Annotated in this window: 11 protein-coding genes; 2 read left to right on the top strand and 9 right to left on the bottom strand. The window is 72.7% G+C overall.

All coding sequences use genetic code 11. The features are described 5' to 3' along the window. From ACFWW9_RS19915 to ACFWW9_RS19885, 7 genes are all read right to left on the bottom strand, one after another. Window positions 1-1,098: Gfo/Idh/MocA family protein (locus tag ACFWW9_RS19915; protein WP_390379556.1), on the bottom strand; the 1,098-nt coding region annotated here is incomplete at its 3' end. Between the two features lie 82 nt (window positions 1,099-1,180). Beyond that, window positions 1,181-2,230, bottom strand: coding sequence for a substrate-binding domain-containing protein (locus ACFWW9_RS19910; protein ID WP_390379553.1), 1,050 nt, complete (start codon window positions 2,228-2,230; stop codon window positions 1,181-1,183). A 57-nt stretch (window positions 2,231-2,287) separates the two neighbouring features. Then, window positions 2,288-3,223: an ABC transporter permease gene (locus ACFWW9_RS19905; protein WP_390379562.1), complete on the bottom strand. Its 936-nt coding sequence runs from the start codon at window positions 3,221-3,223 to the stop codon at window positions 2,288-2,290. An 89-nt stretch (window positions 3,224-3,312) separates the two neighbouring features. Then, entirely contained in the window at window positions 3,313-4,863 is a 1,551-nt protein-coding gene (locus tag ACFWW9_RS19900) for a sugar ABC transporter ATP-binding protein (RefSeq protein ID WP_390379551.1), read from the bottom strand. After that, complete coding sequence (locus ACFWW9_RS19895) at window positions 4,860-6,137, bottom strand: ROK family protein (protein WP_390379549.1); 1,278 nt, start codon at window positions 6,135-6,137, stop codon at window positions 4,860-4,862. Before ACFWW9_RS19895 ends, ACFWW9_RS19900 begins: the two co-directional genes overlap by 4 nt. Window positions 6,138-6,370: 233 nt before the next feature. Beyond that, complete coding sequence (locus ACFWW9_RS19890; RefSeq protein ID WP_390379546.1) at window positions 6,371-7,573, bottom strand: ROK family protein; 1,203 nt, start codon at window positions 7,571-7,573, stop codon at window positions 6,371-6,373. A 429-nt stretch (window positions 7,574-8,002) separates the two neighbouring features. Continuing rightward, window positions 8,003-8,434 carry a nuclear transport factor 2 family protein gene (locus ACFWW9_RS19885; protein WP_390379543.1) on the bottom strand — a complete coding sequence of 144 codons (432 nt, stop codon included), beginning with the start codon at window positions 8,432-8,434 and terminating at the stop codon, window positions 8,003-8,005. A gap of 83 nt (window positions 8,435-8,517) precedes the next feature. Here ACFWW9_RS19885 and ACFWW9_RS19880 point away from each other — a divergent pair, with 83 nt between their 5' ends. Both ACFWW9_RS19880 and ACFWW9_RS19875 read left to right on the top strand, forming a co-directional pair. Further along, window positions 8,518-9,108 (top strand): TetR/AcrR family transcriptional regulator, encoded by a 591-nt coding sequence (locus ACFWW9_RS19880; protein WP_390379540.1) that lies wholly within the window; start codon window positions 8,518-8,520, stop codon window positions 9,106-9,108. A 10-nt stretch (window positions 9,109-9,118) separates the two neighbouring features. Continuing rightward, window positions 9,119-9,547, top strand: coding sequence for a DUF6892 domain-containing protein (locus ACFWW9_RS19875; RefSeq protein WP_390379538.1), 429 nt, complete (start codon window positions 9,119-9,121; stop codon window positions 9,545-9,547). Window positions 9,548-9,584: 37 nt separating this feature from the next. On the opposite strand, the gene ACFWW9_RS19870 is transcribed toward ACFWW9_RS19875, so the two are convergent. Further along, a complete protein-coding gene (locus tag ACFWW9_RS19870) occupies window positions 9,585-10,955 on the bottom strand; it encodes a lamin tail domain-containing protein (protein WP_390379536.1) in 1,371 nt (456 codons plus the stop codon). Between the two features lie 108 nt (window positions 10,956-11,063). Next, complete coding sequence (locus tag ACFWW9_RS19865) at window positions 11,064-13,175, bottom strand: putative bifunctional diguanylate cyclase/phosphodiesterase (protein WP_390379534.1); 2,112 nt, start codon at window positions 13,173-13,175, stop codon at window positions 11,064-11,066. Window positions 13,176-13,287 lie beyond the last annotated feature (112 nt).

Below are 13,287 nucleotides of genomic sequence, written 5' to 3'. Positions count from 1 at the left end.
GTCCTCCACGGCCGCGAGGACCCGCTGGACCCGGAGCCCGTCGGCGAAGGTCGGAGCCGGATCCGCTCCGGTGGCGATGGCGGTCACCAGGTCGACGACCTCGTGGACGAAGGTGTGCTCGTAGCCGAGGAGGTGGCCGGGCGGCCACCACGCGCCGACGTAGGGGTGGTCGGCCTCGGTGACCAGGACCCGGCGGAAGCCGGACTCCGGGCCGGGGGCGTCGCCGTCGAAGAACTGGAGCTCGTTCATGGACTCGAAGTCGAACGCCAGGCTGCCGCGGGAGCCGTTGACCTCCAGCCGCATCGCGTTCTTGCGGCCGAGCGCGTAGCGGGTGGCCTCGAAGCTGCCGACCGCGCCGCTGTCGAAGCGGGCCAGGAACAGCGCCGTGTCATCGACCGTGACGTCGCCCGTGCCCCCGGCCCCGTCCGGACGGGACTTGGTGAAGGTCTCGGTCAGGGCCGACACGCCGGTGATGGTGTGGCCGGTGACGAACTGCGCGGCGTCCACGATGTGCGCGCCGAGGTCGCCGAGCGCGCCGGACCCCGCCTTCTCCCGGTCCAGCCGCCAGGTCAGCGGCGAGGCCGGGTCGGACAGCCAGTCCTGGAGGTACACGGCCCGGACGTGCCGGATCTCGCCGAGGCGGCCCGCCGCGACGAGCTTGCGGGCGTACGCCAGCGCGGGCACCCGGCGGTAGTTGAACGCCACCATCGACCGCACCCCGCGAGCCGCGGCGGCCTCCGCGGCGGCGACCATCTTCTCCGCCTCCGCGACCGAGTTCGCCAGCGGCTTCTCGCACAGCACGTGCTTGCCCGCCTCCAGCGCCGCCACCGCGATGTCGCAGTGCGTGTCGCCGGGGGTGCAGATGTCGACCACCTGCACGTCGTCCCGCCGGACCAGCTCGGTCCAGTCGGTCTCGACCGCGGCCCACCCGTACTTGTCCGCCGCGGCCCGCGTGCGGGCCTCGTCCCGGCCGCCGAGCACCGACAGCCTCGGCGTCAGCGGCAGGTCGAAGAAGCGGTGCGCGTTGCGCCAGGCCTGCGAGTGCACCGCGCCCATGAACGCGTGCCCCACCATCCCGACGCCGATCTCCTGGTTCATCCGTCCTGGCCTTTCGTCGATCCTGTGTCCCACCACGGCCCGGAAGGCCCCGGCGCCGCCGCGCTGCGGCACCGGGACCCGGTCAGGAGTCGAAGCCGACGTCGAGGTAGGAGTCCACGTTCTCCTTGCTCACGACGGCGGAGTAGGTCGTGATGAGCGCCGGGATCTCGTGCTCGGCGAGGTCGCCGATGCCCTTGGCCTGGCCGAGCATCCGGGCGAGCGCGATGGCGGACGAGGCCATCGACGGGCTGTAGAGCACCGTCGCCTTGACCACGCCGCTGTCGGCCTTGATCAGGTCCATCATGTTCCGCGAGCCCGCGCCGCCGACCATGATGAAATCCTTGCGGCCCGCGCCGTCGATCGCCGCGAGGACGCCGATGCCCTGGTCGTCGTCGTGGTTCCACAGCGCGTCGAGCTTGCTCGCGCCCTGGAGCAGGTTCGCGGTCTGCTGCTCGCCGGACTCCGGGGTGAACTGGGCGGACACCCGAGGGCCGACCGTGAAGCCGGCGCGGGCCAGCGCGTCCTTGAAGCCCTTGCTGCGCTCCTGGGTCAGCGGCAACGAGTCGATGCCGGCGACCTCGCCGATCACCGGGCTGGAGATGTTCTTGGACTTCATCTGGGCGGCGATGTAGTTGCCCGCGTTGACGCCCATCCGGTAGTTGTCGCCGCCGATCCACGCCCGGTAGGCCAGCGGCGTGTCGAAGATCCGGTCCACGTTGACCACCGGGATGCCCGCGTCGGTAGCCTGCCTGCCGACCTCGGTGAGCGCCTTGCCGTCGAACGGCAGGATCACCAGCACGTCGACCTTGTCGTTGATCAGCGTCTCGACCTGGCCGATCTGCTGGTTGACGTCGTTGGTGCCCTCGGTGGCCTTCAGCGTCACGTCGGAGAACTGCCCCGCCTGCGCCTTGGCGTTCTTCGTCATGGCCGCCATCCAGCCGTGGTCGGCGGCAGGCGCGGAGAAGCCGATCGTGACGGCCTTGCCGGGCTGGCTGTTCTCCCCCGAGGACCCGGCGACGGCGTTGGTCGCGCCGGCTTTCGCCGACTCGTTTGACGTGCAACCGGCGAGCACGGCGGTGGCGCCGAGCGCGGTGGTGCCCCACAGGAAGCGGCGGCGGTCGAGTGAAGGCATGGCGAACTCCAGCGGTGTCGGGTGTGGCTCTGGAACGGGGGGGGTGTCGGGGGACGGTCAGGTTTTTCGGACGCGGCGGCGCAGCCGGGTGCTCTGCAGGAGCACGGCGGCGACGATGATCACGCCCTTGGCGATGTTCTGGATGTCGGTGTCGAGGTTGTTCTGGGTGAAGATGCTGTTGAGCACCGTGAAGATCAGGACGCCGACGAGCGTGCCGATGAGGCTGCCCCGGCCGCCGGTGAGCAGCGTGCCGCCGATGACGACGGCGGCGATGGCGTCCAGCTCGTAGAACAGGCCGTTGGTGGAGGCGCCGGACGTGGTGCGGGCGACGACCATCACCGCGGCGATGCCGCAGCACAGGCCCGCGATGCCGTAGACCAGCGCCGTGTGCCGCTTGACGTCGATGCCCGCCAGCCGGGCGGCCTCGGCGTTGCCGCCGACGGCGAACGTGCGGCGGCCGAAGTTCGTGCGGTTGAGCAGGACCCAGCCGACCGCGAACACCAGCGCCAGCATCCAGATCAGCACCGGGATGCCGAGGAAGTCGCCGCGGAAGAACGTGGTGAAGCCCGTCTCGGACACGACCTGCGTGCGCCGCCCGGACAGCCGCTCGGCCAGGCCGCGCGCCGAGGCGTACATGGCGAGGGTGGCGATGAACGGCACGATCTTGCCGTAGGAGATCAGCACCCCGTTGACCAGACCGCAGCACAGGCCGACCAGCAGCCCGCACAGCACCATCACCACGGGCCCGTAGGACTGGGTCGCGACGGTGGTCATCCACACGCTGCTCAGCGCCACGATCGACCCGACGGACAGGTCGATGCCGCCGCTGATGATCACGAACGTCATGCCGACGCTCACCACGCCGATGGCCGCGGCGAGCCGCAGCATCGTGGAGATGTTGGCCTCGGTCAGGAAGCCGTCGGGGCGGGTGAGGTAGCCGACCAGGCACAGCAGGACCAGCACGCCCACGAGCCCGGCGAGGCGCACGTCCACGGTGAACCCGCCGCGGCTCGGCCGCTCCCGTTCGGGCGGCGGCCCGGTCTGGTCTCCGGTGGCGAGCACCGGGGTCGAGGACTTGCCGGTCACGACGAAACCTCCTCAACGACGCCCGCGAGTTCCGTCGCGGCGCTGCCTTCCATGACGATGTCGAGCACGGCCGCCTCGGTCAGCTCGGCGGCGGGGCGGTCGGCGAGCACCTCGCCCTCGCGCAGCACGAGGACCCGGTCGGCGAGGCCGAGTACCTCGGGGACCTCGCTGGACACCAGGACCACGGCCACCCCGTCGGCGGCCAGTTCGTGCACCAGCCGGTACAGCTCGGCGCGCGCGCCGACGTCCACGCCGCGGGTGGGCTCGTCGAGCAGCAGCACCCGGCAGCCGCGCACCAGCCAGCGCGCGACGACGGCCTTCTGCTGGTTGCCGCCGGAGAACGTGCCCACGAGGCGGCGGGGGTCGGCGGGCCGCAGCTCCAGCTTCTCCAGCACCGCGCGCGAGTCGGTCATCTCCCGGCCCCGGTCGGTGAACCCGGCCGTGCTGTACGCGCCGAGGCTGGCCAGCGTCACGTTGTGCGCGACGGGGAGCTGGAGCAGCAGGCCCTGGCTCTTGCGCTCCTCGGGGGCCAGCCCGATCCCGGCCTTCACGGCGGCGGAGACGCTGCCCGGCTTGAGCCGCACCCCGTCGACGCTCACCGTGCCGGAGTCGGGCTTGCGCGCACCGAACACGGTCTCCAGGATCTCGCTGCGGCCCGCGCCGACGAGCCCGGCGATGCCCAGCACCTCCCCCGCGTGCACGGTGAAGCTGACGTCGGCGAACTCCCCCGCCCTGGTCAGCCCCTCGACCTTGAGCACCTCGACCCGCTCGTCGGCCGTGGACACCTCGCGGACCGGGAACACGGTGTTCACCTGGCGCCCGGACATCAGGTTCACCAGCTCGGACGTGGGCGTGTCCGCGGCCAGCCCGGAGGCGACCGTGCGGCCGTCCTTGAGGACCGTGACCCGGCTGCCGATCCGGCGGATCTCCTCCAGCCGGTGCGAGATGTAGACGACGGACACGCCGTCGGCGGCCAGCTCGCCGACGATGCGGAACAGGTTGTCCACCTCGTCGGACGCCAGCGCGGCAGTCGGCTCGTCCATGACGATGAGCCGCGCGTCGTGGGCGAGCGCCCGCGCCATCGACACGAGCTGCTGCCCGGCCGCCGACAGCAGGCCGACCTCCCGCTCGGGCCGGATCTCCGGGTGGCCCAGCCTGCGCATCAGCGCGGACGCCTCGGCGCGCGCCGCGCCCCGGCGGCTGAACCCGAACCGCGACCGCTCGTGGCCGAGGAACACGTTCTCCGCGACCGAGAGCCCCGGCACGAGGTCCAGCTCCTGGTACATCGTCGCGATCCCCAGGCGCAGCGCCGCCACCGGCGACGGCAGCGACGCGGGCTCGCCCCGCCACAGGATCTCGCCGTGGTCGGGCCGGTGCGCCCCCGAGAGGACCTTGATCAACGTGGACTTGCCCGCGCCGTTCTGGCCGAGCAGGCAGTGCACCTCGCCCGGCAGCACGCTCAGCTCGACACCGTCGAGGGCGCGGACACCGGGGAACTCCTTGACGATGCCGGTCATCCGCAGCAGCGGCTGGTCGTCGGCGGTCATCGCGCGACCACTCCTTCCGTGTTCTCGACGTGCTCGACGTGCTCGGCTTGCTCGGTGACAGGCACGACGGCCGGGTCGTCCAGGACGTGGCGGAGCGCGTGCACCGCGCCGCCGGTGGCCGGGGCCTCGAACCCCAGCCGGGACGCGACGACCGTCGCGCCGCCCGCGCCCTCGGCGAGGACGTGCGCGGCGACCTCCGCGCGCACCGGCTCGACCAGCCACTCGGGCAGGGCGGCGAAGTAGCCGCCCAGCACCACGGCGGCCGGGTTGAGCACGTTGACCAGCACCGCGACGCCCGTGCCGAGGGCCGCGCCGATCTGGTGCAGCGCGTCGAGGGTGCGCCGGTCGCCGCTCTCGGCCCGCGCCCGGACCAGCGCCATCCGGGCGTCCGGGTCGAGCGCCGGGTCGTGGACCGGGTCGTCGGGGCTGGCGCAGGCGTGCAGCAGCGCGCCGAGGCCCACGCGGGTCTCCCAGCAGCCGCGCCGCCCGCACGAGCACCACGGGCCCAGCGGGTCCAGCTCCATGTGGCCGACCTCGCCCGCGTAGCCGAGGTGGCCGCGCACCAGCTCGCCGCGGGAGAACGCGCCCGCGCCGACGCCGTGGTCGCCGGTGAGGTAGACGAAGTCGTCGAGCCCGACCGCCGCGCCCGCGTGGTGCTCGGCGACGGCGGCGAGGTTGGCGTCGTTGTCCGCGCCGAAGAAGTCCAGGTCGAGGCCGGTGCGGGCGGCCAGCCCGTCGCGCAGGGCCACCTCGCGCCACCGCAGCTGCGGGGCGAGCCGCACCACCGCGCCGTCGGTGTCGACCAGCCCCGGCACCGCGACCGTGGCCCCCGTGCCCCACCCGCCGCGCGCCCGCACGTCGTCGAGCACGCCGGTCAGGACCTCCGCGAGGAGGTCCAGCACGTGGTCCGGCCCGGCGGCGGGGACGTCGCAGGCGATCCGGCTGCGGAGCAGCACCTGGCCGGTGAGGTCGACGACGGTCGCGCCCACGTGCTCCACGTGCAGGTCCAGGCCGACCCCGCAGGCCGTGGCGGGCCGGAGTTCGACCAGCTCGCCGGGACGGCCCTGGCCGCGGGCGGCGGTGCCTGCGGCGCGGACGAGACCGCGGCGCGCCAGGTCGCCCACGAGCGAGGAGACGGTCGCCTTGGAGAGCCCGGACCGCACGGCGAGCTGCGCACGGGAGATCTGGCCGTGGTCGCGCAGCGTCCGCACGAGCAGGGCCAGGTTCGCTCGGCGCAGACCGGTTCGGTCCGCCGGGCCGGGAGTGCGCAGCACGGACGCTCCACTTCGTTGAGGAGCCGATCAAAAGTCGGTGTCTCAGCTCACAAAAGAGCCTGAACTACCGCGCATATCGGACGCAATACGCCATCCAGAGCAAGAAGTAAGGGGGACTTTCGTCAGATCACGACAAAAGTCGGTCGCTGTGACGCGAAACTTGGCGGCAACAAGGCGTGGCTGACAACGTTGTCAGACAACCGGATCCGTCGCACGCCCCCGGTGCGGGAGGGTCAGACGACCGTGGAGAAGGCTCGATCGGTGGCCGACCAGGCGGCACCTGTGACACCCGCCAAGTCGCCCAGCTCGGACAGCACGATCGGCAGGTTGCCCGTCGCGAGGGGCAGCGAGCGGCGGTAGACCGCGCCGCGGACCTCGGCCAGCAGCGAGTGCCCGAGCCGGGACACGCCGCCGCCGATCACGACCATGCCGGGGTTGAGGAAGCTCACCAGCGAGGCGACGACGTGGCCGAGCCGCCTGCCGCCCTCGCGCACCAGGCTGGCGGCGGCGAAGTCGCCGGAGTTGGCCGCCAGGCCCACGTCCTCGGCGGTCACCCGGCCGCGGTCGTGCAGGGCGGCGGCGAGCAGCTCCGACCGCCCGCTGCGGGCGAGCGTCAACCCCTCGCGGGCCAGCGCCGCGCCGCCGAAGTACGCCTCCAGGCACCCGACCTCGCCGCACGCGCACGCGGGCCCGAAGTCGTCCAGCCGGATGTGGCCGATGTCCCCGGCCGTGCCCGCGACCCCCCGGTACACCTGGCCGCCGAGCACGATGCCGCAGCCGATGCCCGTGCCGACCTTCACGAAGATCAGGTCCTCGATGGACCGCGCGACCCCGGCGTGCCGCTCCCCCAGCGCCATCACGTTCACGTCGTTGTCGACCGTCACCGGGCAGCCCCACTTGCCCGCCAGCTCGTCGCGCACCGGGTACCGGTCCCAGCCCGGCATGATCGGCGGCGCGACCGGCATCCCGTCGCGGAAGCTCACCGGTCCCGGCAGCCCGATCCCCGCGCCGATCAACCGGCCGGGAGCCTCGGCCAGCACCTCCTCGGCCAGCGCGATCACCCGCCCCAGCACCACGACCGGCCCTTCGCGGACCGCGCACTCCTCGCTCACGTGGGCCAACACCTCGCACCGCGCGTCGGTGACGGCGACGGTGATCGACGTGGCCCCGACGTCCACCCCGAGCAGCCGCAGGTCGTCCGCCAGGTGCACGAACGACGACCGCCGCCCGCCCCGACTGGCCGCGGGCCCACCGACCTCGACCAGCCCGGTGTCCAGGAGCTTGCCCAGCTCGGCCGTCAGCTTCGCGCGGGGCAACCCCACCCGCTCCCCCAGCGCGACCCTGGAGATGGCGCCCTCGTCGCGCAGCAGCGCCAACAGGTCCGCCTGCTGGCGCGACCCGACCCGCGGCTGCCGCGCCGTGCCCGCTGCGCTCATCCCGCCGCCTTCCCGAGTCGCTGCCGATCACCGACCAGTGTGCAGGTTCCCCACCACCCCACGCCGACACGGCCCTCGCCACGCCGCCAGGACGACCCGAACAGCCCATCGACCGGACTTCGACACGGTCCCGACCACCGCACCGAGAATTCGCGACTGAGTGGACAGACGACCTCACCAGGGAAATGCCACCGAAAACGGTTCACGGAGTGGCGCTCCGACAAAGCGGGTCATCGGTCGAGCAGCGCCGTGGCCGGTCGTGGCGGCACTCCTCGTGGGAGGACCTGCGGGAACTGCCGGACGGGTGGTTCGGGCCAGTGCCAATACGGACTGAACGGCCGTGACGCCCGTCGTTTATCAGACGCGTCACTCCGTTCGTCGAAGTGGCGAAACTTTTCCACTCATCCGCTTGCGCGCGGTCCGAGCGGATTAGCGAATTCCGCCTTCTGCGGCGGCCACGCTCGCCAGTGTTTCGGCGAGCACCAGCGGGTTGAGGTAGTCGCGGTAGGAGACGACCAGGCCGTCGCGGACGCGGATCACGGCGATGATCGTCTGGTGCAGGGGCGCACCGGTGGGGAGCACGGTGCCGTGCGCCTCGTACTCGACGATCACCACCTCCGGGTCCGCGGTCTCGTGGACGACCGTGTCGCGGTACTCGTCGAACCGGACGAGGCCCTTCGCCTGCGAGTCCAGGAACGCGCGGAGCCGGTCGCGGCCCTCCAGCCGGCCGGGGACGCCCTCCGGTCGATACGGCCACTCCACGTAGCCGTCCGGGGCGAACAGGTTCACGAACGTGTCGGTGTCCATCTCCAGGCTCGCTCGCAGGACCCGGTCGACGACCTCGCGTGACGTGGCGGCCATGACAACTCCATTCGTTGAACGCTCGTTGATTGAACGACCGTAGAACGAAATCGGCCGTCGGTCAACGGTCGTAGAATGACCACGTGACCGAACCGAGCGCCCGACCCACCAGGGCGCAGCAGCGCCTCCTGAGCGAGGAGCGCATCCTCGCCGCGGCCCGCGCGCTCTTCGCCGAACTCGGCTACGACCGCACCACGATCCGCGCCGTGGCGACGGCCGCCGGGGTCGACGCGGGGCTCGTCATGCACTACTTCGTCAGCAAGGACCTGCTGTTCGCCCGCGCCTCCGAGGTCCCGGCCGACGAACTGCCCGAGGGCACGTCGGAGGAGGTGGCCGAGGCGCTGCTCACGTCGTTGGGCAGGCGGCTGACGGACGAGCCCGCGGCCTCACTGGCGGTGCTGCGCTCGGTGCTCACGAACGACGCCGCCGCCGACCGCTACCGGGCCGCCGGGGAGGCCCGCTTCGCCCAGCTCACCGAGGCGATCCCCACGCCGGACGCCGACCTGCGCGCGAGCCTGCTCAGCGCGATCGTCCACGGCGTGATCGCCGAGCGGTACCTGCTGCGCCTCACACCCCTCGGCGAGGCCTCGCCCGAGCAGATCGTCGACCTGCTGCGCCCGTGCTTCCAGAGCTTGGCGACACCCCCGCCGCCCGCCCCGGACGCGGCGATCTAGGTTGCCCGGCATGGCCGACTTCCAGGACTTCAACCTCAAGCTCGTCGTCGTCGACAAGCTGATGTACGTCGACGGGACGCTCACCCCGCGGTTCGACATCGCCGAACTGCTGCGGGACAAGGGACTCGGCAACGACCCGTGGATGTACGCCTACGACAACGACCTGGCCTACCAGGTCCTGCCGCAGGCCCGCGACCACTTCGAGGCGCTGGAGATCGGCGACGACCTCCTCGCGGGCGTGGAGGAACTGGTGATGGACGGCGGGCTCCGGGTGTACGCGGAGTGCTCGCCGGTCTGGGACGGCGAGGACGACCTGTTCGACGTCGCCGCGCTCGACGACCTGGCGCTGCTGCCGAACCTCCGCCGCGTCCTCGGCTCCGAGTTCCTCGGCAAGACCCTGCGGGACGACCTCCGCGCCCGCGGGATCGCCGCGGACTAGCGAGCGGAGGGCCGTGGTCCACGGCCCTCCGACGCCGTCAGGGGGTGCAGGTCAGCGTGCCCGCGCGCAGGGCGTGGCCGCCGTCGTTCGAGTCGTCGGACCACAGCACCGGCTTGCGACCGGCCGAGCAGGTGGACTGGGGCGCGATGGCGAAGCCCTCGTTGTTGTAGTTCGCCATCCCCGTGGGGCGGTCGTAGACCGCGGTGACGGCGAACTTGCCCTGGGCGTTGAGGTCGAGGACCGCGGTCCGGCCCTGGCAGGTGTCGTCGCACGCCGCCCACAGGTGCCCGGTGGCGGGCTCGAACTCCAGGTCCATCACGCCGGGGAACCCGCTGGCGACAGTGGCCACGCGGGTGAAGCCGCCACCGGACTGGGTGAGGGCGTAGGCGTGGATCGCGCCGGTCGCCTCGACGCCGACGAAGAACAGGCCGCTGCCGTGACCGGGGTAGGACGCCGGGGCGTAGGCCGCGCCGGTGCGCTCGTCGCGGAAGCCGTGCGCGGTCAGGAACGTGTCGGGGATCCAAGAGATGCCCTCGGGCCCGGAGTTGGCGGGCAACGACGGCAGGTCCGCGGTCAGGTTCCACTCCGCGGTGGCGTTCAACGTGGACGAGGTCGCCGAGGTGTCGTAGCGCAGGACCTTGGGCAGGCTCGTCGAGCTCTTGGAGTTGTCCCGCTCGGTCACCACGAACAGCCCGTCGGGCGTGAAGACCACGCCTTCGGCGTCGGGGTCACCGCTGCCGTTGGCGTAGCGCAACGACTTGCCGCCAGCCGGGTCGGGCCGCCACGTGGACCCGTTGGGCGTCAGGCGGTACAGCTTGCCCGGCCCGTTGTTCACCGCCCACAGCACGCCCGCGCTCTCGAACGACAGCCCGCTGAGGTTCTCCCCGAACACGTTGGAGCCGTCCGCGATGGTGACCGCCGAGCCGCCCGGCCACGTCCCCCCGCCCGGTTGCCCGGTGCCGCAGGCGTTGGCCGCGCCCTTGGTCGGGGCGGTCGTCGTGGTGAACGCGCCAACGCCGTCCGCGCAGCGGCCGTACGTGGTGGAGGCGTGGGAGGTCCACGAGTAGGAGTCCACGAGGGTGGAGCCCTGGAACAGCCGCGCCGAGTCCGCGCTGCCCAGCCCGAACGACGGGTCCACGTCCAGCGCCAGGAACGCTCCCGCGGCGAGCGACTTGCCGGAGGCGATCCGGTACGAGTGCGAGTTGTCGTCGTCCCTGACGATCCAGCCGGACACGTCGACCGCGGTGGTCCCGGTGTTGACCAGCTCGACCCAGTCTCCGGGGCTGCCGCCGCTGGACTCGACCTCGTTGATCCGCACGGCGGACTGGGCCGCGGCCCAGGCGGGCGCGCCGGACAGGCCGAGGGCCAGCGCGGTCAGGGCGGCGGTGACGCGGGCTCGTGTGCGCAAGGGGCAGTCCTTCGTCCAGGGGATCGAGCGGGCTTCTCGAACCCTGGCGCACACCGACGGCCACCGGCTGAACACGCTGTGAACACAGCGGGTTCCTCGGGAAGACGATCAGCTCCCGACCAGGAAGTCGCGGGCGAAGTCGACGGCGAGCCGGTCCGGGCCGAAGAGCGGGCCGGTCGCCAGGTCCGCGCCCGCGTCCCGCCACCAGGCCGCCTGCTCCTCCGTGGCGATCCCGTCGACGACGACGGTGATGTCCGCTTCACGCAGCACGGGGATCACGGCGGCCGCGTGGGCCGCGCCCTGCCTGTTCCTCAAGTCCACCAAGCGCTTCGGCACGCGGACCGACCGGACGCCGAAGTCCAGCGCGGCGGCCAGGTCGTCCGGTCCCAGGCCGAAGTCCTCCAACGCCGTCCGCACGCCCGTCTCGGCCAGCACCCCGAGGTTGTCCGCCGCCTCGGCCAGCGCCACCGCCCCGACGGGCACGCCCAGCACCAAGCGGTCCGCCCGCAGGCCGGTGTTGTCCAGCACCCGCACGACCCGTGACACGAGGTCCGCGTCGGAGGCCTGGTGCGCGGTCACGGCCACGGTCAGCGGCGGCGCGCCTCGACCCCACCACCGGACCTGACCCGCGGCGGTGCCGAGCAGCCACTCCCCCAACGGCAGCGCGAACCCGGTCCGCTCGGCCAGTTCCACGCACCGCTCGTGCCCGACCAGCCCGTCCGGCCGGTCCCAGGACAGCACCGCCTCCGCGCTGTCGAGGTGGCCGTCCGACAGCCGCGCCACCGGCCGGTAGCGCACGGCGAACTCGCCCTGCTCCCACGCGCCCGGCATGCCGACGGCGAGCGCGTGCGTCGCGCGGTCGGCCGTGTCCTGGTCGGGGTCGAACAGCACCCACTGCCCGCGCCGCGCCACCTTGGCCCGCCGCAACGCCTGGTCGGCCGCCCGCAGCAGCTCGACGTGGTCCTGGTCGCGCGACGACCCCCGTGCCACGCCGATCGACGCGGACAGCGCCAGGCCGTGGCCGTCGACGTAGACGGGTTCGGCCAACTCCCGGTTGACGGCGGTCGCGATGGTGGCGACGTCCGGGGTGGTCGCCGTGTTCTCCACGAGGACGCCGAACTCGCCGCCGTCGAACCGGGCGACCATCGCCTTCTCCAGCGCCAGCAACGACGTCAGCCGCTGCGCCACGTGCACCAGCAGCCGGTCCCCCGCGCGCCACCCGAGGCTGTCGCGGACCATGCCGAACGCGTCGAGGTCCAGGTGCAGCAGCGTCACGCCGTGCGCCGGGTCGGCCCGCCGGACCGCGCTTTCCAGGTGGCTGCTGAAGAACTGGCGGTTCGGCAGGCCGGTGAGCACGTCGTTGAGCGCCTGCCGGTTGAGTTCTCCTTGCAGCAGCGCCAGTTCCGTGCCGTCCTCGACGACCACGACGAAGTGGTCCGGCGCGCCGCGGGAGTCGCGCAGCAGGGAGGCGGTCAGCGAGATCCGGGCGACGTCCCCGTTCGCGCGCGGTAACAGCTGCGCCTGCCGGACGCGGTCCCGCCCTCCCTCCACCACGGCCCGCAGCGCGGAGCGCAGCTTCCCGACCGTGTCGGGGTGCACGAGGTCGAACAGGGTCGTGCCGGTCAACTCCTCGGCGGTGCGGGAGAGCATGTCGCAGATGGCGGTGTTGACCCGCAGCAGCCGCCCGTCCAAGCCGACGATCACGACACCGCTGGCCGACGACGTGACGACCTCGTCGAACCGCGCCCGGCTCTCCTCGAGGTTCCACTTGGCGTCGCGCACGGCCTTGAGCAGCGAGAGCTGCAACCGCTCCTGCTGCTCCAGCACCTCCCGCCGGATCGCGACCAGGAACCCGGTGGCCAGCGCGCCGATCGCCTTCGCGACGCGGTCCGCGTGGGCGGCCCGGAACCCCGGCAGCGCCGGGAGTCCGCCGCCGAGCACGTCGACGGTGCCGCGCAGGCCCTCCTCGCCGACGTACCCCAGCGCGACGACCCGTTCCCCGATCCGCTCGGCCGCCGCCACGTCGAACGGCTCGGCGGTCACGAGCGAGCACAACGCGTCCAGCTCGCCGCGCAGCTCCCGTTCGAGGTCCTCCGAGGTCAGCGGGATCACCTCGGAGCCGCTCAGCACGTACCCCCACTTGCGGGCGTGGAGCTCCCGCGCGCGGGACCCGTCCGGGGAGGCCGATCCGGGGTCTGGCGCGGAACCTGGCTGCGACATGAAACCTGCTTCGTTCTGGTTGTGCGCCGACCCGCCGCGCCGGAGGACGGGGTCGACCGCGGTCGGGGAACCGGTCCCCCGACCGCCTTCGGTGGTGGTGGACGGGAGGACG

The organism is Umezawaea sp. NPDC059074 (genome assembly GCF_042738955.1).
GTDB lineage: Bacteria > Actinomycetota > Actinomycetes > Mycobacteriales > Pseudonocardiaceae > Umezawaea.
Note: the sequence above shows the minus strand (reverse complement) of the source record. Positions and strands in the feature narration are given on the sequence as shown.

Excerpts from the sequence above, each read along its gene's own strand:
- ACFWW9_RS19910 (WP_390379553.1), bottom strand. The coding sequence starts at position 2,230 with ATGCCTTCACTCGACCGCCGCCGCTTCCTGTGGGGCACCACCGCGCTC.
- ACFWW9_RS19900 (WP_390379551.1), bottom strand. The coding sequence starts at position 4,863 with ATGACCGCCGACGACCAGCCGCTGCTGCGGATGACCGGCATCGTCAAG.
- ACFWW9_RS19890 (WP_390379546.1), bottom strand. The coding sequence starts at position 7,573 with ATGAGCGCAGCGGGCACGGCGCGGCAGCCGCGGGTCGGGTCGCGCCAG.
- ACFWW9_RS19885 (WP_390379543.1), bottom strand. The coding sequence starts at position 8,434 with ATGGCCGCCACGTCACGCGAGGTCGTCGACCGGGTCCTGCGAGCGAGC.
- ACFWW9_RS19875 (WP_390379538.1), top strand. The coding sequence starts at position 9,119 with ATGGCCGACTTCCAGGACTTCAACCTCAAGCTCGTCGTCGTCGACAAG.
- ACFWW9_RS19865 (WP_390379534.1), bottom strand. The coding sequence starts at position 13,175 with ATGTCGCAGCCAGGTTCCGCGCCAGACCCCGGATCGGCCTCCCCGGAC.